Below are 25691 nucleotides of genomic sequence, written 5' to 3'. Positions count from 1 at the left end.
ACAGAATTCGAGAGAACCATGCCAAAACGTACTGACATTCAAAGCATCCTCATTCTTGGCGCCGGTCCCATCGTCATCGGCCAGGCGTGCGAGTTCGATTACTCGGGCGCCCAGGCGTGCAAGGCCCTGCGCGAAGAAGGCTTCCGGGTGATCCTGGTGAACTCCAACCCGGCCACCATCATGACCGACCCGTCGATGGCCGACGCGACCTACATCGAGCCGATCAAATGGCAGACCGTGGCCAAGATCATCGAGAAGGAGCGCCCCGATGCGCTGCTGCCGACCATGGGCGGCCAGACTGCGCTGAACTGTGCGCTGGATCTCGAGCGGCACGGCGTCCTGCAGAAGTTCGGCGTCGAGATGATCGGTGCCAACGCCGATACCATCGACAAGGCCGAGGATCGTTCACGCTTCGACAGGGCCATGCGCGACATCGGCCTGGAATGCCCGCGCTCGGGCATCGCCCACAGCATGGACGAGGCCTACGGTGTACTCGACAAGGTCGGCTACCCCTGCATCATCCGGCCGTCCTTCACCATGGGCGGCACCGGTGGCGGCATCGCCTACAACCGCGAGGAGTTCGAGGAGATCTGCTCGCGCGGCCTCGATCTGTCTCCGACCAGCGAACTGCTGATCGATGAGTCGCTGATCGGCTGGAAGGAATACGAGATGGAGGTTGTCCGCGATAAGAAGGACAACTGCATCATCGTCTGCGCCATTGAAAACTTCGATCCGATGGGCGTGCACACCGGTGACTCCATCACCGTTGCACCGGCCCAGACGCTGACCGACAAGGAATACCAGATCATGCGTAACGCCTCGCTGGCGGTACTGCGTGAGATCGGCGTCGAAACCGGCGGATCGAACGTCCAGTTCGGTATCAATCCGGAAGACGGCCGGATGGTTGTCATCGAGATGAACCCGCGGGTGTCGCGCTCCTCGGCGCTGGCTTCGAAGGCAACGGGTTTCCCTATCGCCAAGATCGCCGCCAAGCTGGCCGTGGGTTATACCCTGGATGAGTTGTCCAACGACATCACCGGCGGACAGACACCGGCCTCATTCGAGCCGTCCATCGATTATGTCGTCACCAAGATCCCGCGTTTCGCCTTCGAGAAGTTCCCCAAGGCTGATGCCCGCCTGACCACGCAGATGAAGTCTGTCGGCGAAGTCATGGCCATCGGGCGCACCTTCCAGGAGTCGGTGCAAAAGGCGCTTCGCGGGCTCGAGGTTGGTGCGACGGGGTTCGACCCGAAGCTGAGTTTCGACGACAGCGAAGCGCAGAGCACCCTCAAGCGCGAGCTGACCGTGCCTGGCGCCGAGCGTATCTGGTACGTGGCGGACGCATTCCGTGCCGGCAAGACCATCGACGAAGTCTTCGCGCTGACCAAGATCGACCCCTGGTTCCTTGTCCAGATCGAAGACCTGGTGAAGGAGGAGGAGAAGGTCAAGACCCTGGGTCTGTCCTCCATCGATACGCGCCTGATGCGCAAACTCAAGCGCAAGGGGTTCTCTGACGCACGCCTGGCCAAGCTGCTTGGCGTAACGGAAAAGAACCTGCGCAGCCATCGCTACAAGCTCAAGGTGCTGCCGGTCTACAAGCGGGTGGATACCTGCGCGGCGGAGTTTGCCACCGATACCGCCTACATGTACTCGACCTATGAAGAAGAGTGCGAGGCCAACCCGTCCAGCCGTGAAAAGATCATGATTCTCGGCGGGGGCCCGAACCGGATCGGCCAGGGCATCGAGTTCGACTACTGCTGCGTGCATGCGGCGCTGGCGATGCGCGAAGATGGCTACGAAACCATCATGGTCAACTGCAACCCGGAGACCGTTTCCACCGACTATGACACCTCCGACCGCCTGTATTTCGAGCCGGTGACCCTGGAAGATGTGCTGGAAATCGTGCGCGTAGAACAGCCCAGGGGCGTGATCGTGCAGTACGGCGGCCAGACGCCGCTGAAGATCTGCCGCGCGCTGGAAGAGGCGGGCGTGCCGATTATCGGCACCAGTCCCGACGCCATCGACCGCGCCGAAGACCGTGAGCGCTTCCAGCAGATGGTCCAGCGCCTCGGCCTGCGTCAGCCTGAGAACGCGACCGCGCGTAGCGAAGACGAGGCCATCGCCGCCTCCAAGGCCATCGGCTACCCGCTGGTGGTTCGCCCTTCCTACGTGCTGGGTGGGCGGGCCATGGAAATCGTCTACGACGAGGAAGAGCTCCGGCGCTACATGCGCGAGGCGGTTCAGGTCTCCAATGACAGCCCGGTTCTGCTCGACCACTTCCTCAATTGCGCCATCGAGGTGGATGTCGATGCCATCAGCGACGGCGAAACCGTGGTCATCGGCGGGATCATGCAGCACATCGAACAGGCCGGCGTCCACTCCGGGGACTCGGCGTGCTCGCTGCCGGCCTACTCGCTGCCGCAGAACATTCAGGACGTGATTCGTGACCAGGTCATAAAGATGGCCCTGGAGCTCAACGTGGTCGGCCTGATGAACGTGCAGATGGCGGTTCAGGGCGAAGACATCTACGTCCTCGAGGTCAACCCGCGTGCCTCCCGTACGGTGCCCTTCGTCTCCAAGTGCGTCGGTGAGTCGCTGGCCAAGGTTGCCGCCCGGGTGATGGCCGGCAAGACCCTGGCAGAAGCCGGCTTTACCCGCGAACTGATCCCGGCTTATTTCAGCGTCAAGGAAGCAGTCTTCCCCTTTGCCAAGTTCCCTGGCGTGGACCCCATCCTTGGCCCGGAAATGAAGTCGACCGGCGAAGTCATGGGCATCGGCGACAGTTTTGCCGAGGCGTACGCCAAGGCGCAGCTGGGTGCCAGCGAAATCATGCCGACCAGTGGCGCAGCCTTCATCAGCGTGCGTGACGATGACAAGCCCATGGTGGCCGACGTCGCCAGGAGCCTGGTCGAACTCGGCTTCGATGTAGTCGCCACCAGCGGTACTGCGCGCCTGATCGAGGCGGCCGGTCTCCCTGTTCGTCGCGTGAACAAGGTGACCGAAGGTCGGCCGCACGTCGTCGACATGATCAAGAACGACGAAGTCAGCCTGATCATCAACACCACCGAAGGCCGGCAGTCCATCGCCGATTCCTACTCTATTCGTCGCAACGCCCTGCAGCACAAGATTCCCTGCACCACGACCATCGCAGGTGCTCAGGCAATCTGTGAGGCGATCAAATTCGGCCCCGAAAGGACCGTGCGCCGCCTGCAGGATCTTCATGCAGGAGTCACTACATGACCAAGTTCCCGATGACGGTCCAGGGCGCCCAGGCCCTGGAGGAAGAGCTCAAGCACCTCAAGTCGGTGCTCCGTCCGCAGATCACCCAGGCGATCGCCGAGGCGCGCGAACTGGGCGACCTGAAGGAGAATGCCGAATACCATGCGGCTCGCGAACAGCAGGGCATGGTCGAGGCGCGTATCCGCGATATCGAAGGCCGGCTGCAAAATGCCCAGGTCATCGATATCGCCTCGATTCCTCATACCGGCAAGGTCATCTTTGGTACCACGGTGGACATTGCCAACGTGGAAACCGATGAGACCGTCACCTATCAGATCGTCGGGGATGACGAATCGGACATCAAGCAGGGCAAGCTTTCCGTGAGCTCGCCCATCGCTCGGGCCCTGGTGGGCAAGGAAGAGGGTGATGTCGTGACAGTCAAGACGCCGAGTGGTGTGGTCGAGTACGAGATCGTTGAAGTCCGGCACGTTTGACTCGCCGCGCCCGGGAGCGGGTGCGATCAGCTGGCAGCTCGCGCAGACCTTCTGGGTCGGCGGGCTGTGGCTGCTGCAGTTCGTGATGCTTCCGGCGATCACTCAGCGGACCGGCCTGGCTCCGCTGCTGGTGGAGGACATCGCCAGCAGCCTGCGGCCCCTCATGGTGGGGCTGGCCGCCGCCTGCGCCGCGCTGCAGGCGATGGTGCTGGTACGGTCTCAGGGCGTGACGTCCTTGTGGAAGGATTTGCGTGGGCAGATCCTCGTGGCGGTGTCGGCGCTGGCCGCCCTCTATCTGCTGGCTGACGGCCTGCTACCCGGATACTGGACGTTGTTCAGCTATATGGCCATTGCCGTGCTCGGCCTGATGCTGGTCATCCAGCCGATACCCGGGACTGGGCGCGACGTCTAGAGGAACGCCTCTGGACGTTGTCGCGCCTGATGCAGGACGTGCCCGCAGGGGTCAGGCCTGGTGACGATGGACGTTGGACAGCTGCTTGTTGGGCTTGGCGTTGCGGCGATACACCAGCGCCACCTTGCCGATCGCCTGTACCAGTTCACAGCGGCCAGCCTGGCAGAGCTCTGCCATCAGCGCACGACGATCATCCCGTTCCGGCAGACGGAACTGAACCTTGATCAGCTCGTGATCGCTGAGCGCACGCTCGAGCTCGCCCAGCACGCCTTCGCTCAGGCCGTTTTCGGCCACTATCAGCACGGGCTTCAGATGATGGCCGATGGCGCGGTATTTCTTTTTCTGCTCCGTAGTGAGCGGCATAATTGACCCTTGCGTCGCAATTTCAAAAAAGTCGGCTAGTGTAACCGAGAGGTCGCGGGCCGCACAGGTAAGGAGTTGCGCATCGGACATTCTGGTGGCGTACAGCATTCCGGATGTGGCCCTTCGTACTGGACGATTTTACCGGCGGTGAGGTGTTGCCGCAGCTTCTCGAGGCAATCGGCGACGAGCCGGAGCCTTGTGATTTCAGATTTGGCACCCATGTAGGTAAACAGGGCTGACGTCGATCAGGTTGAGGCGATGGTCGCGAGGAGGCGAAGGGCGAATCGGAACTCGACGGCTGAGATCGAATCAGCCTTTTGTAGGGTCGAAGGGTTGGTCGTGACGATTGATGTAAGCTAATAAAGCGTTACAGACGATATATGAGCCGGGTGCCGGCAGCTGTAGTAACGTAGATTGCAAGTATGGCTGGCCGTAAAGCGGTTCGCCGCGCGCTCGAGAGGGTAGTTAATTGAACGATATGGCAAAGAATCTGATTTTATGGTTGATCATCGCCGCGGTGCTTGTCACGGTGATGAACAACTTCTCAAGCCCCGCCGAGCCGCAGAACCTGTTTTACTCGGATTTCATCGAGCAGGTGAAGGAAGGGCGCGTCGAGCGGGTAACCGTGGACGGCTTCGTGATAACCGGTCGCCGAACCGATGGCGAGTCGTTCCGTACCATTCGGCCCGCGATTCAGGATGGCGGGCTAATCGGCGACCTGATCAATAGCAACGTGCAGATCGAGGGCAAACAGCCTGAGCAGCAGAGCATCTGGACCCAGTTGCTGGTGGCGAGCTTCCCGATTTTGGTCATCATCGCGGTGTTCATGTTCTTCATGCGCCAGATGCAGGGCGGTATGGGCGGCAAGGGTGGTCCGATGAGCTTTGGCAAGAGCAAGGCACGCCTGCTCTCTGAAGACCAGGTCAAAACGACCTTCGCTGATGTCGCAGGTTGCGACGAAGCGAAGGAGGACGTGACAGAGCTCGTCGAATTCCTGCGTGATCCGGGCAAGTTCCAGCGTCTGGGTGGTCGCATCCCCCGGGGCGTTCTCATGGTCGGCCCGCCCGGCACCGGTAAGACGCTGCTGGCCAAGGCGGTGGCGGGTGAAGCGAAGGTGCCTTTCTTCACCATTTCCGGCTCCGACTTCGTCGAGATGTTCGTGGGCGTGGGCGCCTCCCGTGTGCGTGACATGTTCGATCAGGCCAAGAAGCATGCGCCCTGCATCATCTTCATCGACGAAATCGACGCCGTCGGTCGTCATCGCGGCGCGGGCATGGGGGGTGGCCATGACGAACGGGAGCAAACGCTGAACCAGTTGCTCGTCGAGATGGATGGATTCGAGATGAATGACGGCGTCATCGTCGTCGCTGCGACCAACCGCCCTGACGTGCTCGACCCGGCGCTGCTGCGTCCCGGTCGGTTTGATCGTCAGGTAGTGGTAGGGCTGCCGGACATTCGCGGTCGCGAGCAGATCCTCAAGGTGCACATGCGCAAGGTGCCGCTGGGTGACAACGTCAATCCCGCGCTGATTGCCCGGGGCACGCCCGGTTTTTCCGGGGCGGATCTGGCGAACCTGGTCAACGAGGCGTCGCTTTTCTCGGCCCGGTCCGGCAAGCGTATCGTCGACATGCGCGAGTTCGAACTGGCGAAGGACAAGATCATGATGGGCGCTGAGCGCAAGTCGATGGTCATGTCCGAGAAGGAAAAGTTGAACACCGCCTATCACGAAGCGGGCCATGCAATCATCGGTCGTCTGGTGCCTGAGCATGACCCGGTCTACAAGGTGTCGATCATTCCGCGTGGTCGAGCTCTCGGGGTCACCATGTTCCTCCCCGAAGAGGACCGCTACAGCCTGTCCAAGCGCGCACTTACCAGCCAGATCTGTTCGTTGTTCGGCGGTCGTATCGCCGAAGAGATGACGCTCGGCTTCGAGGGCGTCACCACCGGCGCTTCCAACGACATCATGCGTGCTACCCAGTTGGCTCGGAATATGGTGACCAAGTGGGGGCTTTCGGAAAAGCTCGGTCCGCTGATGTATGCCGAGGAAGAGAATGAAGTCTTCCTTGGTCGCGGCTCTGGCTCGCAGCATGGAAATGTTTCCGCTGAAACCGCTCGGGTCATCGACGAGGAAGTGAGGAGCATCATCGATCATTGCTACGGCACAGCCAAGCGCCTGCTGACTGAAAATCGCGACAAGCTGGACGTGATGGCGCAGGCCCTCATGAAGTACGAGACCATCGATGCCGATCAGATCGAGGACATCATGTCTGGGCGCGTGCCGCGAGAGCCGCGCGATTGGGAAGGTGGTACAGGCGCTTCCGGAACTTCGGCTCAGTCCGAAGGCGGAGAGCGTCCTGAGTCGCCTATCGGAGGCCCCGCGGGCGAGCATTGAATTGAACATGAGTGATGCGCTTCACCAGACCCGGTTGCCTTGCGGCAACCGGGTTCTTGATTTGTCCCGTCCGCAGGTGATGGGGATTCTCAACGTCACGCCAGACTCCTTCTCGGACGGCGGTCGCTTCTTTCAGCGCGATGCCGCGCTGCGTCATGCCGAGGCGATGCTTGCCGCCGGGGCGACACTCATAGACGTGGGGGGGGAGTCGACTCGCCCGGGCGCGCCTCCGGTTTCGGTGGACGAAGAGCTCGATCGGGTACTGCCCATCGTCGAAGCGATCAGCGCAGAGCTGGACGTCATAGTTTCAGTAGATACCTCCAGTCCGCAGGTCATGCTCGACAGTGCCCGTTGCGGCGCTGGACTGATCAATGACGTCCGTGCGCTGCGCCGGGACGGCGCGATCGAGGCTGCAGCACAGACAGGCCTGCCGGTCTGCCTGATGCACATGCTCGGGGAGCCTGGCGATATGCAAGAGGACCCTCGCTATGGCGATCTGATCAATGACGTGGTCGGGTTTCTGCAGGCGCGCATGGAGGCCTGCCAGGCAGGTGGTATCGCCCTGGAGCGTATCCTCATCGATCCCGGGTTCGGCTTTGCCAAGACGCTCGAGCACAACCTGAGTCTGTTCAAGCATCTCGAACGCTTGAGCGTGCTCGGTCGACCACTGCTTGTCGGCGTGTCGCGCAAAAGCATGATCGGCAGGGTCCTGGAGCGGGACGTTGGCGGTCGGCTCAGCGGCAGCCTTGCCCTGGCGACATTGGCCGTGGCCAAGGGGGCAAGGATAGTAAGAGTTCACGACGTCGCTGAAACGGTTGACGTGGTTCGAATGGTGGCTGCGATTGAGGCAGCGGACTAGGATGTTCTGATGACACGAAAGTATTTTGGTACCGACGGCATTCGCGGACGCGTCGGTCAGCATCCGATCACTCCGGAGTTCATGCTCAAATTGGGTTGGGCAGCTGGCAAAGCCTTCGCCGGCCAGGGCAAGTGCCGCATTCTGGTGGGCAAGGACACCCGTATCTCCGGCTACATGTTCGAATCCGCGCTCCAGGCTGGACTGTCAGCGGCCGGCGCCGACGTGCTGCTGCTGGGTCCAATGCCAACGCCTGCGGTGGCCTATCTCACCAGAACCTTCCACGCCAATGCCGGGATCGTGATCAGTGCGTCGCACAATCCCCATTACGACAATGGCATCAAGTTCTTCTCTGGCAAGGGCACCAAGCTTCCGGACGATATCGAGCTTCGCATCGAGGAGCTCATCGATACGCCCATGGAGGTCGTGGAGTCCGAGATGCTCGGCAAGGCATCGCGGATCAACGATGCGGCCGGACGCTATATCGAGTATTGCAAAAGCAGCGTGCCGACCAGTACGGACCTGGCGGGTCTCAAGCTGGTGCTCGACTGCGCCCACGGTGCGACCTACAAGGTGGCGCCAAGTGTCTTTCGCGAGCTTGGGGCCCAGGTGGTCACCATTGCCGCACAGCCCGATGGCCTCAACATCAACGCCGAGGTGGGTTCGACGCATGTCGTGCAGCTGCAGAAGGCGGTCCTCGAGCACGGTGCAGACATGGGTATCGCCTTTGATGGGGACGGCGATCGGGTAATGATGGTCGACCATGCCGGCTCCGTGGTCGATGGCGACGAGTTACTGTTCATCATCGCGGCGGACCTGCAGGAACGTGGTCTGCTCGAAGGTGGGGTGGTCGGGACTCTGATGAGTAACCTGGGGCTGGAGCTCGCACTCAAGGCGCGCGATATCCCTTTCGTCCGGGCGAAAGTCGGCGACCGTTACGTCATGTCCGAGATGCTCAAACGCAACTGGAGCCTGGGTGGCGAGAATTCCGGGCACATCGTCTGCGCCCAGCATGCCACCACGGGCGACGCCATCATCGCAGCGCTGCAGGTGGTCAGGGCGCTGCGACGTCGCGGTCAGACCCTGGCCGAAGAGCGCATGGCGCTGAAGAAGTGCCCTCAGGTGCTCATCAATGTGCGCTTGGAGGGAGGGGAAGACCCAGTGTCGCATCCGGATGTACAGGCTGCCAGTGATCAAATCACCGCTCAAATGGCCGGTCGCGGGCGGGTTTTGTTGCGTAAATCGGGTACCGAACCGCTGGTGCGTGTCATGGTCGAGGGCGACGATGCGGTCCTGGTGCGTGGCTATGCCGAGCAGCTCGCTGAAGTCGTAGCGAGAAGTTGCGTTTGAGGCTTGCCAGTCGAGATTTTGCAGATTAACATCTGCGCCCACTTTGACGGACGAGGTGATTCATGCGCCGACCACTGGTGGCTGGTAACTGGAAGATGAACGGTACCCGCTCAAGTGTCGCCGGGCTGGTTCAGGACCTCGCCGCGATGGATGTCCCGGAGGCTGTTCAGCTCGCTGTTTTCCCGAGCGCTGTGCACCTTGGGCAGGTCCATGAAGGATTGTTTCGCAGTACGATCGAGCTCGGCGCCCAGGACTGTGCTTTTGACGCGGGTTTCGGTGCGTTGACCGGCGAGGTTTCGCCGAAGCAGCTGGCAGACCTGGGTTGTGAGTGGGTTCTCGTCGGGCATTCCGAGCGGCGGTTGCTGCTCGGGGAGAGTGACGAGATTGTTCGGCGCAAGTTCGAAGCTGCACTTTCCTGTGGTCTCAAGCCGATACTCTGTGTAGGGGAAACGCTTGAGCAGCGCGAAAGCGGTAAGGCGTTCGAAGTTGTCGAGGCGCAGCTGACGGCGATATTGGGGCCGCTGGGTATTGGCGTGTTCGAGAAGGCTGTTGTCGCGTACGAGCCGGTCTGGGCCATTGGGACCGGGCTGACAGCTTCGCCGGAGCAGGCTCAGGAAGTGCACGCTGCCATTCGGGCGCGCCTGAACAAGGCGAACTCGCTGGTCGCGGCTGGCACCAGGATTCTTTACGGCGGTAGTGTCAAGCCGCAGAATGCGGCAGAGCTGTTTGCCATGCCGGATATTGATGGGGGCCTGATTGGAGGTGCCTCGTTGAGTGCAGAAGATTTCGGTGCGATCTGTCGTGCCGTTGGGAAATAACAGATGTTGCAGACCGTTATTATCGTAGTGCACTTGCTGGTCGCTCTTGCGGTGATCGGGTTGGTGCTGCTGCAGCAGGGTAAAGGGGCGGACGCTGGTGCCTCCTTTGGCGCGGGGGCTTCGGCCACCGTGTTTGGGAGCCAAGGTAGTGCTACCTTTCTGAGTCGCTTTACTGGTATACTGACGGCCGTTTTTTTCGTCACCAGTCTGGGTCTGGCCTACTTTGCCACGCGGCAAGCGGATCAGGTCTCCCGGGCTGGCTTGCCGGATCCTGCGGTGTTGGAGATTCCCGTCAGCCAGCCTGTCGAGGATGATGTTCCGGTGCTAGAATCTCGCGGTCCCGCAGGTTCGGGCGGAGATGTTCCGCAAGCCCCGGTACAGTAAGGGTTTTTGCCGAGGTGGTGGAATTGGTAGACACGCTACCTTGAGGTGGTAGTGGCCATAGGCTGTAGGGGTTCGAGTCCCCTCCTCGGTACCAAACAGGCAGGCCCGCGAAAGCGGGCTTTCTTGTTTTCAGGCATTGATTGACCTCGGCTTGAGGTTGCTTTATTATTCGTGCCCTACTTTGACGCGGGGTGGAGCAGTCTGGTAGCTCGTCGGGCTCATAACCCGAAGGTCGTTGGTTCAAATCCAGCCCCCGCAACCAGTTTTTCGAGAAGCCCCTACTACAGGGGCTTTTTGTTAGCTAAGCCAGGTCGCCGGCATTGACGGGTGACCCAAGGGATGGGCGTTTCGCCCATTTTTCGTTTCTAGATCAAGCGCGAGGAACTCCATTGTCCAGCAAGCTAGAACAGTTGCAGGCTTTACTGTCGCCAGTTGTCGAAGCCCTCGGGTATCAGTGCTGGGGCATCGAGTTTCTTCCCCAGGGACGGCATTCCCTGTTGCGTGTCTACATCGACCATGAGAACGGGATCCTCATCGAGGATTGCGAGAAGGTCAGCCGGCAACTCAGCGGCGTGCTCGATGTAGAGGATCCCATCAGTGCCGAATACACCCTGGAAGTGTCATCCCCGGGGATGGATCGGCCCTTGTTCACCCTCGAGCAGTTCGCGGCTCATGCCGGCGAGCAGGTGAAGATCAAGCTGCGCATGCCTTTCGAGGGGCGACGCAATTTTCAGGGCCTGCTTCGCGGGGTAGAGGAGCAGGAAGTGGTGGTGCTCGTTGAGGATCACGAATATCTCCTGCCGATCGATGCGATCGACAAGGCCAACATCATTCCCCGGTTTGAGTGAATTGCGGGTCTTAAAGGGACTGCAATAGGCGAGGCGTTCGATGAGCAAAGAAGTACTGCTGGTAGTTGAGTCGGTTTCCAATGAGAAAGGCGTGCCGCCTGGAGTAATATTCGAAGCGCTGGAAACCGCGCTGGCCACGGCAACCAAGAAACGTTACGACGACGAGGTCGACCTGCGGGTCGAGATCAATCGCGTCAGTGGCAGCTACGAGACCTTCCGCCGCTGGACCGTGGTTGAAGACATCATGTATCAGAATCCGTCGGCGGAGATCACTGTCGAGGATGCCCAGGAGCAGCACCCCGGCATCGAAGTGGGCGCGGTGATCGAAGAAAAGATCGAGTCCATCGAATTCGGTCGCATCGCGGCACAAACCGCCAAGCAGGTCATCGTGCAGAAAGTCCGCGAGGCCGAGCGCGCGCAGGTGGTTGATGCTTACCGCGATCGCGTCGGCGAGATCATCTCCGGCACAGTGAAGAAAGTGACCCGGGACAATGTGATCGTCGATCTGGGCAACAATGCCGAGGCGCTGCTGGCTCGCGAAGACATCATTCCTCGCGAGACTTTCCGGGTGGGTACCCGCATGCGCGCCCTGCTCAAGGAAATTCGCAGCGAGAACCGCGGTCCGCAACTGATCCTGTCGCGCACCGCGCCACAGATGCTCATCGAACTGTTCCGCATCGAGGTCCCGGAGATTGCCGAGGGTCTTATCGAAGTCATGGCGGCTTCGCGTGATCCCGGTTCGCGGGCCAAGATTGGCGTGCGCTCGAAAGACAAGCGAATCGATCCGCAGGGTGCGTGCATCGGCATGCGTGGTTCGCGAGTCCAAGCTGTATCGGGCGAGATCGGCGGTGAACGAGTGGATATCGTCCTGTGGGACGATAACCCGGCGCAGTTCGTCATCAACGCCATGGCACCGGCGGAGGTTGCGGCGATCATCGTCGACGAAGACGCTCACGCCATGGATATCGCCGTCGCCGAAGACAACCTGGCCCAGGCCATCGGTCGTGGTGGCCAGAACGTTCGCCTGGCCAGCCAGCTGACCGGCTGGACGCTGAACGTCATGACCGAGTCCGACATCCAGGCCAAGCAGGAAAAGGAAACCGGCGACATCATGCAGCGCTTCGTCGAGGAGCTGGAGGTCGACGAGGAGTTGGCCGAGGCCCTGGTCGACGAGGGCTTCACGACGCTGGAGGAAATTGCCTACGTCCCGATGGAGGAAATGCTCGGCATCGAAGGTTTCGACGAGGACATCGTCAACGAACTCAGAGCGCGGGCCAAGGACCGTCTGTTGACCAAGGCGATCGCAACCGAAGAAAAATTGGCCGACGCCCAGCCGGCAGAAGACCTGCTCGCGCTGGAAGGCATGGACAAGGAGCTGGCGGTCGAACTGGCGATACGCGGTGTCGTCACCCGCGAAGACCTGGCGGAGCAGTCGATCGACGACCTGCTTGAAGTGGATGGCATCGACGAAGAACGTGCCGGCAAGTTGATCATGGCTGCCCGAGCCCATTGGTTCGAGTAAGCGGCCCGAGGAGAAGAATGCATGACGCAAGTCACGGTGAAAGAACTGGCCCAGGTGGTCGACACACCGGTCGAGCGACTGCTGCAGCAGATGCGTGAGGCAGGACTGCCGCACAGCAACGCTGATCAAGTAGTGACCGATAGTGAAAAACAGGCGTTGCTGACGCACCTCAAGAGCAGTCATGGCGACCGTCACGAGGAGCCGCGCAAGATTACTTTGCAGCGCAAGACCACCACCAAGCTGAAGGTGGCAGGTAGCAAGACCATCAGCGTTGAGGTCCGCAAGAAGAAGACCTACATCAAGCGCAGCCCCGATGAGCTCGAGGCTGAAAAGCAGCGCGAGGCTGAAGCCCAGCGGGCGGCCGAAGAGGCTGCGCGCGCCAAGGCGGAAGAAGAGGCTCGTCAACGCGCCGAGGAAGAGGCGCGCCGCGCGGCCGAATCCCGGGCGGCGAGTGCTCCTGCGGCCGAGCCAGCTGTGGCGAAGGTGGAGCTTGCTCCAGCAGCGCCGCCGCCTCCGGCTGACGAGCGCAAGCGCGAAGAGCCCCGCCGGCTCCCGGAGAAGCGCACCGACGACGATGAGCGGCGTGATCGCAAGCACGCCCAGCATCGGCCGTCGCTCAAGGCCAAGGCTCCGGTTGGACGTACCACCCGTAGTGCCGACGACGACGCGGATGGTTTCGGTCGTCGTGGCGGTCGGGGCAAGGGCAAGTCGAAAAAGCGCAACCAGCATGGCTTCCAGAGCCCGACCGGCCCTGTGGTGCGTGAAGTTGCGCTCGGCGAGACCATCACTGTGGCCGAGCTGGCCCAGCAGATGTCGATCAAGGCTGCCGAAGTCATCAAGTTCATGTTCAAGATGGGCTCTCCGGTAACCATCAACCAGGTCCTGGATCAGGACACGGCTCTGCTGGTGGCTGAAGAGTTCGGTCACAAGGTGAAGCTGGTCAGCGACAACGCGCTGGAAGAACAGCTCGCCGAGCTGCTGAAGTTCGAGGGTGAATCCTTCACCCGCGCCCCCGTGGTAACGGTCATGGGTCACGTCGATCACGGCAAGACCTCGCTGCTGGACTACATCCGTCGTGCCAAGGTGGCCGCCGGCGAGGCCGGTGGCATTACCCAGCACATCGGTGCCTATCACGTGGACACCGATCGAGGTATGGTCACTTTCCTCGATACTCCCGGACACGCGGCCTTTACCGCGATGCGGGCACGGGGTGCCAAGGCGACCGACATCGTCATCCTGGTGGTGGCAGCGGACGACGGCGTGATGCCGCAGACCGAGGAAGCCGTGCAGCATGCCAAGGCGGCCGGGGTTCCGATCGTCGTTGCGGTGAACAAGATCGACAAGCCGGATGCTGATCCTGATCGCATCAAGCATGATCTCGCCGCACGTCAGGTAATCCCTGAAGAGTGGGGCGGCGATACCCAGTTCGTCCATGTTTCCGCCAAGGCGGGTTCGGGGGTCGAGGAGCTGCTCGAGGCGGTGCTGCTGCAGGCCGAAGTCCTGGAGCTCAAGGCTGTACCGGATGCACCCGGTCGTGGGGTGGTGGTCGAGTCGCGCCTGGACAAGGGGCGTGGACCTGTTGCTACCGTGCTGGTTCAGAACGGTACCCTGCGCCAGGGCGACATGGTGCTGTGCGGCGCCAACTTTGGTCGTGTCCGGGCGATGCTCGACGAGAACGGCAAGCCAGTGAAGAGCGCTGGTCCGTCCATCCCGGTCGAGATCCTCGGTCTCGATGGCACGCCGGAAGCGGGCGATGAACTCACCGTGGTCGCCGACGAGAAGAAGGCTCGTGAAGTCGCCTTGTTCCGCCAGGGCAAATTCCGCGAGGTCAAGCTGGCCCGACAGCAGTCGGCCAAGCTGGAGAACATCTTCGAGACCATGGGCCAGGATGAGAAGAAGACCCTCAACGTGGTCCTCAAATCCGATGTTCGCGGTTCGCTTGAAGCTCTTCAGGGTGCCCTGGGTGACCTGGGCAACGACGAAGTCCAGGTTCGTGTCATCGGCGGTGGCGTCGGTGGCATCACCGAAAGCGATGCCAACCTGGCCCTGGCTTCCAACGCGGTACTGTTCGGCTTCAACGTCCGTGCCGACGCTGGCGCACGCAAGATCGTCGAGCAGGAAGGCCTGGATCTGCGTTACTACAACGTGATCTATGACATCATCGATGACGTCAAGAAGGCCCTGTCGGGCATGCTCGGCAGCGATGTTCGCGAGAACATCCTGGGTGTCGCCGAGGTTCGCGATGTGTTCCGCTCGCCGAAATTCGGTGCGGTCGCTGGCTGTATGGTGATCGAGGGCAACGTCTATCGGAACCGCCCGATTCGCGTACTGCGCGATGACGTGGTGATCTTCGAGGGCGAACTGGAGTCGCTGCGTCGCTTCAAGGACGACGTCGCCGAGGTCCGTGCCGGCATGGAGTGCGGGATTGCCGTGAAGAGCTACAACGACGTCAAGGTCGGCGACAAGATCGAAGTCTTCGAGAAAGTCCAGGTCGCGCGTTCGCTTTAATCGCAGCGGCAAGGCGTCAACGGCAAGTTCGACAGGCGATTCGTCGCTGATCGAACTTGCCGTTTAGCTTTGCGGCCGCCCGAATTTCAAGCTTGCAGCTTGCAGCTTGCAGCTTGCAGCTTGCAGCTTGCAGCTTTGAGGCAGATCTATGGCCAAAGAATACAGCCGTACCCAACGTATCGGTGACCAGATCCAGCGCGAGTTGGCGATGCTGATCCAGCGTGAGATCAAGGATCCGCGGCTGGGCATGGTCACCATCACCTCGGTGGATGTCAGTCGTGACCTGTCCCATGCGAAGGTCTATCTGACTGTCATGGGGCAGGATGATTTCCAGCGCAGCCTGGATGTATTGCAGGACGCCGCCGGTTTCCTGCGCATGCAGTTGGGCAAGGGGATGAAGGTGCGCACCGTGCCGCAACTGCATTTTCTCTATGACGCCAGCGTGCGGCGCGGTGCTGAACTGACCGCGCTGATCGAGCGTGCCGTGGCCGAAGACCGCAAGCACCAGGACCCTTCCGAGGAGTAACGCGTGGCACAAGTGAAGCGTATTCGCCGCAAGGTGGACGGCATCCTGGTGCTGGACAAGCCCCGTGGGTTGACGTCCAACGCCGCCCTGCAGAAGGTGCGCTGGCTGCTCAACGCCGAAAAGGCCGGGCATACCGGTAGCCTCGATCCGTTGGCTACGGGTGTGCTGCCGCTGTGTTTTGGCGAGGCGACCAAGTTTTCCCAGTATCTGCTCGATGCCGACAAGGGCTATGAGACCTGTGCTCAGCTTGGTGTCACCACCACCACCGGCGATGCCGAAGGCGAGGTGATCGAGCGTCGGCCTGTCGCTGTCGGTGAGGAGCAGTTGAGCGATGCGCTTGGCCGTTTCCGAGGGAACATCCAGCAGATCCCTCCGATGTATTCGGCGCTCAAGCGCGATGGGCAGCCGCTGTACAAGTTGGCCCGGGCCGGAGAAGTAGTGGAGCGCGAGGCGCGTTCTGTTACCATTGCGCGCCTGGATCTGCTCGAGCTCGAGGGTGACCGCGCGCGGCTCGCAGTGGCCTGCAGCAAGGGCACCTATGTGCGGACCCTGGTGGAGGACATCGGCCAGACGCTTGGCTGCGGTGCCCATGTGGCGGAACTGCGGCGAACCCAGGCCGGTCCCTTCGGATTGGGCCAGGCGGTGTCTCTCGAAGCACTCGAGCAGGCCCATGCCGAGGGTGGTGCAGAGGCGCTGGATCGCTTTCTACAGCCAGTCGACAGTGGGCTGGAGCATTGGCCGCTGATCCGGCTGTCGGAGCACACCGCCTATTACTGGCTGCACGGACAGCCGGTATGGGCACCAGAGGCTCCAAAGTTCGGCATGTTGCGGGTCATTGATCACAACGGTCGCTTCATTGGTATCGGTGAAGTGAGCGATGACGGGCGGGTCGCTCCGCGTCGTCTGATTCGGTCGGAATGACCGATGGCGCCGTGCCCTGGTACGGCGTTTCGAGGGTGGCTGTTGGCAGGCACGGTCATACCTCCTTACTTACACGGGATTATCCCGGCCTGTTCATTGAAGGAGCCCATCATGGCACTCAGCGTTGAAGAAAAAGCCCAGATCGTTAACGAGTACAAGCAGGCCGAAGGCGACACCGGTTCGCCCGAAGTGCAGGTTGCGCTGTTGACCCACAACATCAACAAGCTGCAAGGCCACTTCAAGGCCAACGGCAAGGATCACCATTCCCGCCGCGGCCTGATCCGCATGGTCAACCAGCGCCGCAAGCTGCTGGACTACCTGAAAGGCAAGGACACCACTCGTTACAGCACCCTGATCGGTCGTCTGGGGCTGCGTCGCTAAGACGCAAGCTAGCTGGAAGCCAGAAGCTGGAAGTCCGAAGCGGAGAACCTCAGGGTTTTCTGCTTTGGCTTCCAGCTTTTAGCTTTGTGAAGGATCGGTTCGGGTCCGAGTCCCGCCGGTTCATCCGATTTCCCAAAGGCAACAAAGAGAAGGAAAAACCGTGAATCCGGTAATCAAGCAATTCAAGTTCGGTCAGTCGACCATCACCCTCGAGACGGGGCGCATCGCACGCCAGGCTTCGGGTGCCGTACTGGTCTCCGTCGATGACGACGTGAGCGTGCTGGTCACCGTCGTTGGTGCCAAGCAGGCCGACCCGGGCAAGGGCTTCTTCCCGCTGTCAGTGCACTACCAGGAAAAGACCTACGCCGCCGGACGCATCCCGGGTGGCTTCTTCAAGCGTGAGGGCCGTCCTTCGGAGAAGGAAACCCTGACCTCGCGTCTGATCGACCGGCCGATCCGCCCGTTGTTCGCCGAAGGCTTCATGAATGAAGTCCAGGTCGTCTGCACCGTGGTTTCCACCAGCAAGAAGACCGACCCGGACATCGCTGCGATGATCGGCACCTCGGCCGCGCTGGCCGTGTCCGGCATCCCGTTCAGCGGCCCGATCGGCGCGGCCCGTGTCGGCTTCCACGAGGAAACCGGTTACCTGCTGAACCCCACCTACGAGCAGCTCAAGGCATCGCGCCTGGACATGGTGGTAGCCGGCACCGAATCGGCCGTGTTGATGGTCGAGTCGGAAGCCGAAGAGCTCACCGAAGACCAGATGCTCGGCGGCGTGCTCTTCGCCCATGAAGAGTTCCAGACCGTTATCCAGGCCATCAAGGAATTCGCTGCCGAAGCAGGCAAGCCGGCCTGGAACTGGGAGCCGGCCCCGGAAAACACCTCGCTGCTCGAAGCCATCCGTGGCGAATTCGGCGAGGCGATGTCCGACGCCTATACCATCACTATCAAGCAGGATCGCTATGCGCGCCTGGACGAGCTCCGCGAGCAGGTGGTAGCTAAGCTCGCTGGTGAAGGCGAGGGTCAGCCGTCTGCCAGTGAGGTGAAGGATGCCTTTGGCGAGATCGAATACCGCATCGTTCGCGAGAACATCGTCAACGGCAAGCCGCGCATCGATGGTCGCGACACCCGCACCGTGCGCCCGCTTAAGATCGAAGTGGGTGTGCTGCCCAAGACTCACGGTTCGGCGCTGTTCACCCGTGGTGAAACCCAGGCGCTGGTAGTGGCTACTCTGGGTACTGCGCGCGACGCCCAGTTGCTCGATACCCTCGAAGGCGAACGCAAGGACAGCTTCATGCTGCACTACAACTTCCCGCCGTTCTCGGTGGGTGAGTGCGGTCGCATGGGCGGTGCCGGTCGTCGCGAGATCGGTCATGGACGCCTGGCGCGTCGTGGCGTGCAGGCCATGCTGCCGAAGGATGATGCCTTCCCCTATAGCATCCGCGTGGTCTCGGAAATCACCGAATCCAACGGCTCGAGCTCCATGGCCTCGGTTTGTGGCGCCTCGCTGGCTCTGATGGACGCCGGTGTTCCCATGAGGGCACCGGTGGCAGGTATCGCCATGGGCCTGGTCAAGGAAGGCGACAAGTTCGCGGTCCTGACCGACATCCTGGGTGACGAGGACCACCTGGGTGACATGGACTTCAAGGTGGCCGGCACCGCCGGTGGCATCACTGCCCTGCAGATGGATATCAAGATCCAAGGCATCACCGAAGAAATCATGGAGATTGCCCTGGATCAGGCGCTCGAAGCGCGCATGAACATCCTGGGTCAGATGAATGCCGTGATCGGGCAGTCGCGCGCTGAACTGTCGGCCAACGCGCCGACCATGCTGGCGATGAAGATCGACTCCGACAAGATCCGCGACGTCATTGGCAAGGGCGGCGCTACCATCCGTTCGATCTGTGAAGAGACCAAGGCTTCGATCGACATCGATGACAGCGGCGCGGTGAAAATCTTCGGCGAAACCAAGGAAGCCGCCGAAGCAGCCAAGCAGCGGGTACTGGCGATCACCGCCGAGGCGGAGATCGGCAAGATCTACCTGGGTCGGGTCGAGCGGATCGTGGATTTCGGTGCCTTCGTCAACATCCTGCCGGGCAAGGACGGCCTGGTGCACATTTCGCAGATCAGCGAACAGCGCATCGAGAAGGTCACCGATGTGCTCAAGGAAGGCGAAGAGGTCAAGGTACTGGTGCTGGACGTGGATAACCGCGGCCGCATCAAGCTGTCGATCAAGGACGTTGCGGCGGCTGAAGCCTCGGGCGTCTGAACACCGCAATGAAGAAAGGGGCCCGTTCGGGCCCTTTTTTTGCCTCTCTCCAAGCAGGGGCAGGTTATGCAACTTGCATACTACTTCTTCCGCCACTCATGCAGAACGCATTGCCCCGAGGTGGGGTTTTTGTCATAACTTCCTGATTTTTAATGGTTTTAAGATCTTGTAGAAGTTGGCATCCGAGTTGCTCTGAATTAGTAAATCGACCAGTGGTCTATTTTGAAGAGAAAATGAAGAGGAGCTCACCATGAAAATGCGCAAATCCATGACTGCCGCCGTAATCACCGCTGCACTGAGCCTGCCCCTGGCTGGTGCCGCTTTCGCTGATGCCGGTGACGCCGGCTCCGACACCTGGATCACCACCAAGGTCAAGACCGCCCTGCTGACTGAAGGCTCGACTCCGGGCATGGACATCACCGTAGAGACAGTCGACGGTGTGGTATCGCTGTCTGGCACCGTGGCCAGCGAAGCTGAAAAGGAAGCTGCAATTGCCGAGGCCCGCTCGGTAGATGGGGTTCGCGATGTGATGGCTGACGGTCTCGAAACCCTCAACTGACCAAGGCGTTGTACGAGCCCCCGTCCGGCCGGTCCGGGCGGGGGTTTTTTTGGCCTTGTCATGCTCCAGGGGGTGGGGCTCAGCGGTGCATTGCCTGTCTCCGGGACTCATCGGGCTCAGCCAGTCCTGACGCATGTCCGGTTGGTGTTCGCTCTCAATCGAGCGGCTGTCTCTCCGGTAATCCCATGCGGCGTCTGGCGCGGTGCACCGAGCCGTTGCGCACGGCCCAGCGCAGCACCGGCGTGCAACTCCTGACGCCGGCGCGGATCAGGCGCGACTCCAGTGCGCTCTTGCTCAGGTCCAGCTCCCGAGCGGCCCAGTCGGGTAACAGGTCGACGCCGGCGTGGCGCAACAGCATCCCGAATGGACGGGTTTGCGGGGAAGGCGCAGGCGCCTCCATGAGGATGCACACCAGTTCGCGGGTGCGCTCGTCACAGCACAGCGCCGGGCGCATGCCCTCGAAATACTCGGCCACTTCCCGACGGCTGCGCGGAATGTCGCGGGCACCCAGGCGTTCGGCAACCCGGGCGGTTTCCTCAAAGTAGCGATCCTGGTCAGGCTCCGGCAGGCGTGGATTGAGGTAACGCAGATGGGCGTTGAGAAAACTGCTCACCTCGGCCACGTGGATCCAGGTCAGCAGTGCAGGGTCGGAGGCCGCGTAAGGTCGGCCATCCGGGGCAAACCCCGTCACATGACAGTGGATCAGTTTGACTCGTTCGATCAGCCGTGCGGCGTCGGCTTCGGTTCCGTAGGTGGTGGCGGCTATGAACTGGCCGGTGCGGCGCAACCTGCCGAGCAGGTCTTCGCGGAAGTTGGAGTGATCCCAGACGCCTGCCAGCGCGAGCGGGTGCATCGCTTGCAGCAGCAAGGCCGAGATGCCGCCGATCATCATGCAGCTGAAATCGCCATGCACCTTCCAGCAGACCGAGTCCGGACCGAACAGGCCGGGCTCACCACGGGGATTTTCATAATCGATGCCGCCCAAGGCCAGGCCGGTCAGGCCCAGCACCTGGGATTCGATGTAGCGGCGGGGGGAAGGAAGCATGCGGCCACGCTAAGACGGTGCGCGGCGGCTTGCAAGCGGAAAGCTGAGGCTTCGCTTGCAAGCGAGCCTCAGCCGCGGTGACGGCCGCGGAAATAGTCGATCAGGCCCTGGGTGGAGGAGTCGTCGGCCGGTGGTGCGTCGTAGCTGACCAACCGGTTGTAGACGTTCTTGCCCAGCTCCTTGCCCAGCTCCACGCCCCACTGGTCGAAGGAATTGATACCCCAGATCACGCCTTGCACGAAGACCTTGTGTTCGTAGAGGGCGATCAGGGCGCCAAGTCGGCCGGGGCTGATGCTCTCCATCACGAGGGTGTTGCACGGACGATTCCCGGGAATGACCTTGTGTGGGGCCAGTCGCCTGACCTCGTCCTCGGGCAAGCCCTTGGCGCGGAGTTCGGCTTCGGCTTCCTCCCCGGTCTTGCCGCGCATCAGCGCCTGGCTCTGGGAGAGGCAGTTGGCATACAGCCACTCGTGATGATCGGAAACAGGATTGTGGCTGACCACGGGCACGATGAAGTCGACCGGAATCACCGGGGTGCCCTGGTGCAGCAACTGATGATAGGCATGCTGACCGTTGGCGCCAACGCCTCCCCAGATCACCGGGCCGGTGGTGCAGGACACTGGCGTACCGTCCTGGCGCACGCTTTTGCCGTTGGACTCCATGTCCATCTGCTGCAGGTGTTTGACGAAGTTGCGCAGGTAATGGTCGTAGGGCAGGAAAGCGTAGGTCTGGGCATCCCAGAAGTTGTGGTACCAGACTCCCAACATCGCCAGCAACACCGGCATGTTTCGCTCGAACGGCTCGTGCAGGAAATGACAATCCATGCTGTAAGCGCCTGACAGCAGGTCCTTGAAGTTGGACATGCCGATGGCAAGGGCGATGGGCAGACCGATCGCCGACCACAGCGAGTAACGACCGCCTACCCAGTCCCACATCGGGAAGATGTTCTTTTCCCGGATGCCAAATTCGATCGCTGCCTGCTTGTTGCTGGTGACTGCGATGAAATGCCGGTACAGCTTCTCCTCGGTGCCGCCCTTGCCCAGATACCAGGTGCGAGCTGCCTGGGCGTTCTTCAGGGTTTCCAGTGTGCCGAAGGTCTTGCTGGAGATGATGAACAGGGTGGTCTCGACGTTCAGCTTGGCGGTGACTTCGCGAAACTCGCTGCCGTCGATGTTGGCCAAGTAGTGGGTGCGTACGCCGCCCTGCTGCTGGGTGAAGGGCAGTAGCGCTTCGGAAACCAGCTGCGGGCCGAGAAAGGACCCACCGATGCCGATGTTCACCACGTCGGTGATGGTCTTGTCGCTGAAGCCGCGCCACAGATTGTTATGGATGCGCGAGACGATATCGGTCATCTGGGCCAGCGCGCCGTGGACATCACGCAGGATGTTGCGGCCGTCAATCTCCAGGCAATCGCCCATGGGCCGACGCAGGGCGGTATGCAAGGCGGGCCGGTGCTCGGATACGTTGACCGCTTCGCCGTTGAACATCGCGTGGGCCGCCTGCTCGACGCCGGCCTCGCGCGCAAGGTTCATCAGTAGCTGCAGGGTGTCCTTGTTGATCAGGTTCTTGGAATAGTCGAGAAACAGCCCGCAGCAGGCCGTGGAGAATTCGTCGAAGCGCTTGGGATCGGCCTCGAACGCCTCGCGCATGTGGAAATTCTGCATGCCCAGGCGATGTTCTTTTAGGGCCTTCCAAGAGGGCAGGGCCGTTACGTCGAGAGGTTGCTGGTAGTAAGAGGTCATGGGAATGCGGCTTCCTTTGCGTAGCGGGCCAGGGCCTGTTCCTATCGATGTCGATGGTGCCTGCCCGGATCGTGCTGAAACGTCCTGCGGTCGGTCCTGACCACAGGGAGCGTGGATCGCTCCGGTTTCACCAGAGGCGAAGACGGCGCCGTCCCGGCGCCGTCGACCTTGCTCAGACCGAGAACCGGTGCTCCGCGTTCCACGTTACCAACTATTTCACTGAACGCCGATATGAAAAAGCCCGGAAACCGGTCCGGGCTTCATCGGCGAGGGGCACTCAGGCGACCTGCACCGGGATGGCATTGCTCGTGTGGCTGAGCCCGCCATCTTCGCCCATGTAAAGGACATGCGGCTTGAAGCTTGCCAGCTCGGCTTCGCTGTAATGGGCATAAGCGCAGATGATCAGGCGATGCCCGACGCCGGCCTTGTGCGCGGCAGCACCATTGACCGAGATGATCCTCGAGCCTTCTTCACCGCGGATGGCGTAGGTGGTGAAGCGCTCACCGTTATCCACATTGTAGATCTGGATCTGCTCGTATTCGCGGATCCCGGCCAGGTCCAGCCAGTCGCCATCGATGGCACAGGAGCCTTCGTAGTCGAGGACCGCGTGGGTCACCTGGGCGCGGTGCAGTTTGGCCTTGAGCATGATGGCGTGCATGGCGGGTTATTCCTCTTCGGTGGCGCAAGCGCGCGAAGTGTGCCCGAAGCCTGCTGGGCTAGCAAGGCGATGGGCGACAAGGTGTCACTCGAGGCTGTCGAGGTCCAGCTGAAGGTTGTCTATCAGGCGCGTGCGGCCGATAAAGGCCGCCACCAGCAGCACCAGTTGGCGGCTCTCGGCGGTGGCCGTCTCCAGGCTCAGGGCATCGCGCAACTCTAGGTAATCCACCTGGAGGCCGGCGGCCTCGATCGAAGCCCGGCCCTCGGCCAGCAGGGCGGCGTGGTCGCGGCGACCCTGACGGATCTGGTCGGCCAGGGTCGTCAGTACTCGATAGAGGATCGGGGCGAGGTCGCGCTCGGCGGCGCTGAGATAGCCATTGCGTGATGAGAGCGCAAGGCCGTTCGCGGCACGCACGGTAGGCTCGCCGATGAGGCGTACCGGGATGTCGAGATCGCGGACCATGCGACGAATCACCGCTAACTGCTGGAAATCCTTCTGACCGAACACGGCGACATCCGGCTGCACCAGGTTGAACAGCTTGCAGACCACCGTGGCGACCCCTGTGAAATGACCGGGACGGCTCCCGCCACAGAGGCCTTCGGAAACTTGCGGCACACTGACACGGGTGAGCTGCTGCTGACCGTGGGGATACATCTGCTCGACTGTCGGAGCGAACAGCAGGTCACACCCGGCTGACTGGAGCTTTTCCTGGTCGGCCGCCAGCGTACGCGGATAACTGTCCAGATCCTCGTTGGCACCGAATTGCAGGGGATTGACGAAGACACTGGCCACCACCAGCCCGGCCTCGTCGCGAGCTCGCTTCACCAGGGCGATATGGCCGCTGTGCAGATTGCCCATGGTCGGTACCAGGGCAACGGATCGCCCTTTACCCCGAGCCGTTTCCAGCGCTGCGCGCAGCTCGGCAACGGTGGTCACTGTTCTCATGCGGTAAACTCATGTTCTTTGGCCGGGAAGGCACGGCTCTTGACCGCGCGGCTGTAGGCGGCGATGGCGGAGGATATGTCGTTCTGCCCCTGCATGAAGTCGCGCACGAACTTCGGCGTTCGGCCGCTGAGGGACAGGCCCAGCATATCGTGCATCACCAGCACCTGACCGTCGGTGCCGGCGCCGGCACCAATGCCGATCACCGGAATCTCCACGGCCTGGGCGATGCGCGCCCCGAGGTCGCTGGGCACGCATTCCACGAGCAGCATGGCCGCCCCGGCGGCTTCCAGCGCGCGGGCGTCGTCGAGCAATTGCTGCGCGGCCTCCTGTTGCCGGCCCTGGACCTTGTAACCGCCGAACAGATTGACCGACTGGGGTGTCAGGCCCAGGTGAGCACAAACGGGAATCCCGCGCTCGGTCAGCAGCCGAGTCGATTCGGCCAGCCAGGCCGCACCTTCGAGCTTGACCATCTGGGCTCCGGCCTGCATCAGGCGTGCGGCGCTGTGCAGGCACTGTTCCGTGGTGGCGTTAGCCATAAAGGGCATGTCGGCGACGATCATGGCGCCCCGGTTGCCGCGCTTCACGCAGGCCGTATGGTAGGCCATGTCGTCCAGGCTGACCGGCAGGGTGCTGTCGTGGCCCTGGAGTACCATTCCCAGCGAATCTCCCACCAACAGCATTTCGACGCCGGCCTCGCAGGCGGTCCTGGCGAAGATCGCGTCATAGCAGGTGAGCATGACGATCTTGCTGCCTTCACGCTTTTGCGCCTGCAGCGTGGTCAGGGTTACTTCGGACATGATGTCGTCCTCTCGTCACGGTGGCGCGGCGTAGCGCACTCTTTTTATGGTGATGGGCCGGAGCCCGTCTATCGGTGCGAAAAGCAGCGCAATGCCCCTGAGCATGCATTCGGGCAGGGGCGCTTATAGTCCCGATGGGTCGGATAGAAGTCAATCGCCGCGTGTTACCGGCGCTGTTACCAAGGCCGTTACCGGCTCGCTCAGACGCTCGAGGCCCTCGAAAGGGCAGGCTTTGAGCAGGTCGGGCAGTGTTCGGCCGTCAGCGAGGCGCAGGCTGGTCGGGGCGATATCTGCCAGTGGATAGAGCACGAAAGGCCGGGCCTGCAAGTGGTAGTGCGGCACCTTGAGCCCGGGTTCGTCGATGAGCTGGTCGCCGAACAGGAGTATGTCGAGGTCGAGGGTGCGTGGGCCCCAGCGCTCGGCCTTGCGCTCCCGGCCCTGGTCGCGCTCGATGGTCTGCAGGGCGTCGAGCAACTCCAGCGCGGCAAGGCTGGTGTCGAGCGCGGCGACCGCATTGACGTAGCGTGGCTGGTCGGGCGGACCCAGCGGGTCACTGATATAGAAGCTGGATACGGCGACCAGCCTGGAGGCGGGTATGCCTTCGAGAGCAGTCAGAGCGCTGCGCAGTTGCGCGAGCGGTTCGGCGAGATTGCTGCCGAGGCCGATGTAGGCGCGCTGCATG

The 25691-nt window shown here is 61.7% G+C and carries 23 protein-coding genes and 2 tRNA genes; 18 read left to right on the top strand and 7 right to left on the bottom strand.

Annotated features, from left to right (window positions below):
- The first annotated feature begins 18 nt into the window (after positions 1 to 18).
- Genes carB through ACFOMF_RS00600 form a run of 3 tightly spaced genes read left to right on the top strand, consistent with a single transcriptional unit; the run spans position 19 to position 4125 of the window.
- The gene (gene carB, locus ACFOMF_RS00610; protein ID WP_386360203.1) at positions 19 to 3240 is read left to right on the top strand and encodes a carbamoyl-phosphate synthase large subunit; all 3222 of its coding nucleotides are present in this window, start codon (positions 19 to 21) and stop codon (positions 3238 to 3240) included.
- A complete protein-coding gene (gene greA / locus ACFOMF_RS00605) occupies positions 3237 to 3713 on the top strand; it encodes a transcription elongation factor GreA (protein ID WP_386360201.1) in 477 nt (158 codons plus the stop codon). The genes carB and greA overlap by 4 nt, the downstream gene beginning before the upstream one ends.
- A complete protein-coding gene (locus ACFOMF_RS00600; RefSeq protein WP_386360199.1) occupies positions 3694 to 4125 on the top strand; it encodes a DUF4149 domain-containing protein in 432 nt (143 codons plus the stop codon). Before greA ends, ACFOMF_RS00600 begins: the two co-directional genes overlap by 20 nt.
- A gap of 51 nt (positions 4126 to 4176) precedes the next feature.
- Here ACFOMF_RS00600 and ACFOMF_RS00595 read toward each other — a convergent pair whose 3' ends face one another.
- Positions 4177 to 4488: a YhbY family RNA-binding protein gene (locus ACFOMF_RS00595; protein WP_386360198.1), complete on the bottom strand. Its 312-nt coding sequence runs from the start codon at positions 4486 to 4488 to the stop codon at positions 4177 to 4179.
- 478 nt (positions 4489 to 4966) lie between these two features.
- Between ACFOMF_RS00595 and ftsH the strand changes: the two genes are divergently transcribed.
- From ftsH to ACFOMF_RS00520, 15 genes are all read left to right on the top strand, one after another.
- Complete coding sequence (ftsH, locus tag ACFOMF_RS00590) at positions 4967 to 6880, top strand: ATP-dependent zinc metalloprotease FtsH (protein WP_386360195.1); 1914 nt, start codon at positions 4967 to 4969, stop codon at positions 6878 to 6880.
- Positions 6881 to 6887: 7 nt separating this feature from the next.
- Positions 6888 to 7739 (top strand): dihydropteroate synthase, encoded by an 852-nt coding sequence (gene folP, locus ACFOMF_RS00585; RefSeq protein ID WP_386360192.1) that lies wholly within the window; start codon positions 6888 to 6890, stop codon positions 7737 to 7739.
- 6 nt (positions 7740 to 7745) lie between these two features.
- Positions 7746 to 9086 carry a phosphoglucosamine mutase gene (gene glmM, locus ACFOMF_RS00580; RefSeq protein ID WP_386360301.1) on the top strand — a complete coding sequence of 447 codons (1341 nt, stop codon included), beginning with the start codon at positions 7746 to 7748 and terminating at the stop codon, positions 9084 to 9086.
- A 62-nt stretch (positions 9087 to 9148) separates the two neighbouring features.
- Positions 9149 to 9904, top strand: coding sequence for a triose-phosphate isomerase (gene tpiA, locus ACFOMF_RS00575; protein ID WP_386360189.1), 756 nt, complete (start codon positions 9149 to 9151; stop codon positions 9902 to 9904).
- A 3-nt stretch (positions 9905 to 9907) separates the two neighbouring features.
- Positions 9908 to 10288, top strand: a complete 381-nt coding sequence (gene secG / locus ACFOMF_RS00570) for a preprotein translocase subunit SecG (protein WP_386360186.1) — start codon at positions 9908 to 9910, stop codon at positions 10286 to 10288.
- Positions 10289 to 10296: 8 nt separating this feature from the next.
- Positions 10297 to 10382 (top strand) — tRNA-Leu (locus ACFOMF_RS00565).
- 91 nt (positions 10383 to 10473) lie between these two features.
- Positions 10474 to 10550, top strand: a tRNA-Met gene (locus ACFOMF_RS00560).
- Between the two features lie 127 nt (positions 10551 to 10677).
- A complete protein-coding gene (gene rimP / locus ACFOMF_RS00555) occupies positions 10678 to 11136 on the top strand; it encodes a ribosome maturation factor RimP (protein ID WP_386360183.1) in 459 nt (152 codons plus the stop codon).
- A 40-nt stretch (positions 11137 to 11176) separates the two neighbouring features.
- On the top strand, positions 11177 to 12658 hold the full coding sequence (gene nusA / locus ACFOMF_RS00550; RefSeq protein ID WP_386360180.1) for a transcription termination factor NusA: 1482 nt from the start codon (positions 11177 to 11179) through the stop codon (positions 12656 to 12658).
- 21 nt (positions 12659 to 12679) lie between these two features.
- Positions 12680 to 15166, top strand: a complete 2487-nt coding sequence (infB, locus tag ACFOMF_RS00545; RefSeq protein WP_386360177.1) for a translation initiation factor IF-2 — start codon at positions 12680 to 12682, stop codon at positions 15164 to 15166.
- 148 nt (positions 15167 to 15314) lie between these two features.
- Entirely contained in the window at positions 15315 to 15692 is a 378-nt protein-coding gene (rbfA, locus tag ACFOMF_RS00540) for a 30S ribosome-binding factor RbfA (protein WP_386360175.1), read from the top strand.
- Between the two features lie 3 nt (positions 15693 to 15695).
- On the top strand, positions 15696 to 16613 hold the full coding sequence (truB, locus tag ACFOMF_RS00535) for a tRNA pseudouridine(55) synthase TruB (RefSeq protein WP_386360172.1): 918 nt from the start codon (positions 15696 to 15698) through the stop codon (positions 16611 to 16613).
- A 111-nt stretch (positions 16614 to 16724) separates the two neighbouring features.
- Complete coding sequence (gene rpsO, locus ACFOMF_RS00530; protein WP_386360169.1) at positions 16725 to 16994, top strand: 30S ribosomal protein S15; 270 nt, start codon at positions 16725 to 16727, stop codon at positions 16992 to 16994.
- 160 nt (positions 16995 to 17154) lie between these two features.
- Positions 17155 to 19263, top strand: coding sequence for a polyribonucleotide nucleotidyltransferase (gene pnp, locus ACFOMF_RS00525; protein WP_386360166.1), 2109 nt, complete (start codon positions 17155 to 17157; stop codon positions 19261 to 19263).
- Positions 19264 to 19513: 250 nt separating this feature from the next.
- On the top strand, positions 19514 to 19822 hold the full coding sequence (locus tag ACFOMF_RS00520; protein ID WP_386360163.1) for a BON domain-containing protein: 309 nt from the start codon (positions 19514 to 19516) through the stop codon (positions 19820 to 19822).
- A gap of 154 nt (positions 19823 to 19976) precedes the next feature.
- Here ACFOMF_RS00520 and ACFOMF_RS00515 read toward each other — a convergent pair whose 3' ends face one another.
- The 6 genes from ACFOMF_RS00515 to folK all read right to left on the bottom strand — a co-directional run bounded on the left by ACFOMF_RS00515 (position 19977) and on the right by folK (position 25690).
- The gene (locus ACFOMF_RS00515; RefSeq protein ID WP_386360160.1) at positions 19977 to 20867 is read right to left on the bottom strand and encodes an oxygenase MpaB family protein; all 891 of its coding nucleotides are present in this window, start codon (positions 20865 to 20867) and stop codon (positions 19977 to 19979) included.
- 68 nt (positions 20868 to 20935) lie between these two features.
- A complete protein-coding gene (gene pgi, locus ACFOMF_RS00510; protein WP_386360157.1) occupies positions 20936 to 22609 on the bottom strand; it encodes a glucose-6-phosphate isomerase in 1674 nt (557 codons plus the stop codon).
- 277 nt (positions 22610 to 22886) lie between these two features.
- A complete protein-coding gene (gene panD / locus ACFOMF_RS00505; RefSeq protein WP_386360154.1) occupies positions 22887 to 23267 on the bottom strand; it encodes an aspartate 1-decarboxylase in 381 nt (126 codons plus the stop codon).
- An 84-nt stretch (positions 23268 to 23351) separates the two neighbouring features.
- On the bottom strand, positions 23352 to 24212 hold the full coding sequence (panC, locus tag ACFOMF_RS00500; protein WP_386360151.1) for a pantoate--beta-alanine ligase: 861 nt from the start codon (positions 24210 to 24212) through the stop codon (positions 23352 to 23354).
- The gene (gene panB, locus ACFOMF_RS00495) at positions 24209 to 25009 is read right to left on the bottom strand and encodes a 3-methyl-2-oxobutanoate hydroxymethyltransferase (protein WP_386360148.1); all 801 of its coding nucleotides are present in this window, start codon (positions 25007 to 25009) and stop codon (positions 24209 to 24211) included. Before panB ends, panC begins: the two co-directional genes overlap by 4 nt.
- Positions 25010 to 25159: 150 nt before the next feature.
- A complete protein-coding gene (gene folK, locus ACFOMF_RS00490; RefSeq protein WP_386360145.1) occupies positions 25160 to 25690 on the bottom strand; it encodes a 2-amino-4-hydroxy-6-hydroxymethyldihydropteridine diphosphokinase in 531 nt (176 codons plus the stop codon).
- Position 25691 lies beyond the last annotated feature (1 nt).

Source organism: Stutzerimonas tarimensis, from assembly GCF_042648805.1.
Taxonomy (GTDB): domain Bacteria; phylum Pseudomonadota; class Gammaproteobacteria; order Pseudomonadales; family Pseudomonadaceae; genus Azomonas; species Azomonas tarimensis.
This window is presented reverse-complemented; position numbering and strand designations above follow the sequence as displayed.

Bases quoted from the DNA above. Each gene is read 5' to 3' on its own strand.
- rpsO (WP_386360169.1), top strand. From the start codon at position 16,725: ATGGCACTCAGCGTTGAAGAAAAAGCCCAGATCGTTAACGAGTACAAG.
- tpiA (WP_386360189.1), top strand. From the start codon at position 9,149: ATGCGCCGACCACTGGTGGCTGGTAACTGGAAGATGAACGGTACCCGC.
- folK (WP_386360145.1), bottom strand. From the start codon at position 25,690: ATGCAGCGCGCCTACATCGGCCTCGGCAGCAATCTCGCCGAACCGCTC.
- greA (WP_386360201.1), top strand. From the start codon at position 3,237: ATGACCAAGTTCCCGATGACGGTCCAGGGCGCCCAGGCCCTGGAGGAA.
- ACFOMF_RS00515 (WP_386360160.1), bottom strand. From the start codon at position 20,867: ATGCTTCCTTCCCCCCGCCGCTACATCGAATCCCAGGTGCTGGGCCTG.
- ACFOMF_RS00595 (WP_386360198.1), bottom strand. From the start codon at position 4,488: ATGCCGCTCACTACGGAGCAGAAAAAGAAATACCGCGCCATCGGCCAT.
- folP (WP_386360192.1), top strand. From the start codon at position 6,888: ATGAGTGATGCGCTTCACCAGACCCGGTTGCCTTGCGGCAACCGGGTT.
- panB (WP_386360148.1), bottom strand. From the start codon at position 25,009: ATGTCCGAAGTAACCCTGACCACGCTGCAGGCGCAAAAGCGTGAAGGC.
- infB (WP_386360177.1), top strand. From the start codon at position 12,680: ATGACGCAAGTCACGGTGAAAGAACTGGCCCAGGTGGTCGACACACCG.
- ACFOMF_RS00520 (WP_386360163.1), top strand. From the start codon at position 19,514: ATGAAAATGCGCAAATCCATGACTGCCGCCGTAATCACCGCTGCACTG.
- panC (WP_386360151.1), bottom strand. From the start codon at position 24,212: ATGAGAACAGTGACCACCGTTGCCGAGCTGCGCGCAGCGCTGGAAACG.
- secG (WP_386360186.1), top strand. From the start codon at position 9,908: ATGTTGCAGACCGTTATTATCGTAGTGCACTTGCTGGTCGCTCTTGCG.
- pgi (WP_386360157.1), bottom strand. From the start codon at position 22,609: ATGACCTCTTACTACCAGCAACCTCTCGACGTAACGGCCCTGCCCTCT.
- panD (WP_386360154.1), bottom strand. From the start codon at position 23,267: ATGCACGCCATCATGCTCAAGGCCAAACTGCACCGCGCCCAGGTGACC.
- nusA (WP_386360180.1), top strand. From the start codon at position 11,177: ATGAGCAAAGAAGTACTGCTGGTAGTTGAGTCGGTTTCCAATGAGAAA.
- rbfA (WP_386360175.1), top strand. From the start codon at position 15,315: ATGGCCAAAGAATACAGCCGTACCCAACGTATCGGTGACCAGATCCAG.
- carB (WP_386360203.1), top strand. From the start codon at position 19: ATGCCAAAACGTACTGACATTCAAAGCATCCTCATTCTTGGCGCCGGT.
- ftsH (WP_386360195.1), top strand. From the start codon at position 4,967: ATGGCAAAGAATCTGATTTTATGGTTGATCATCGCCGCGGTGCTTGTC.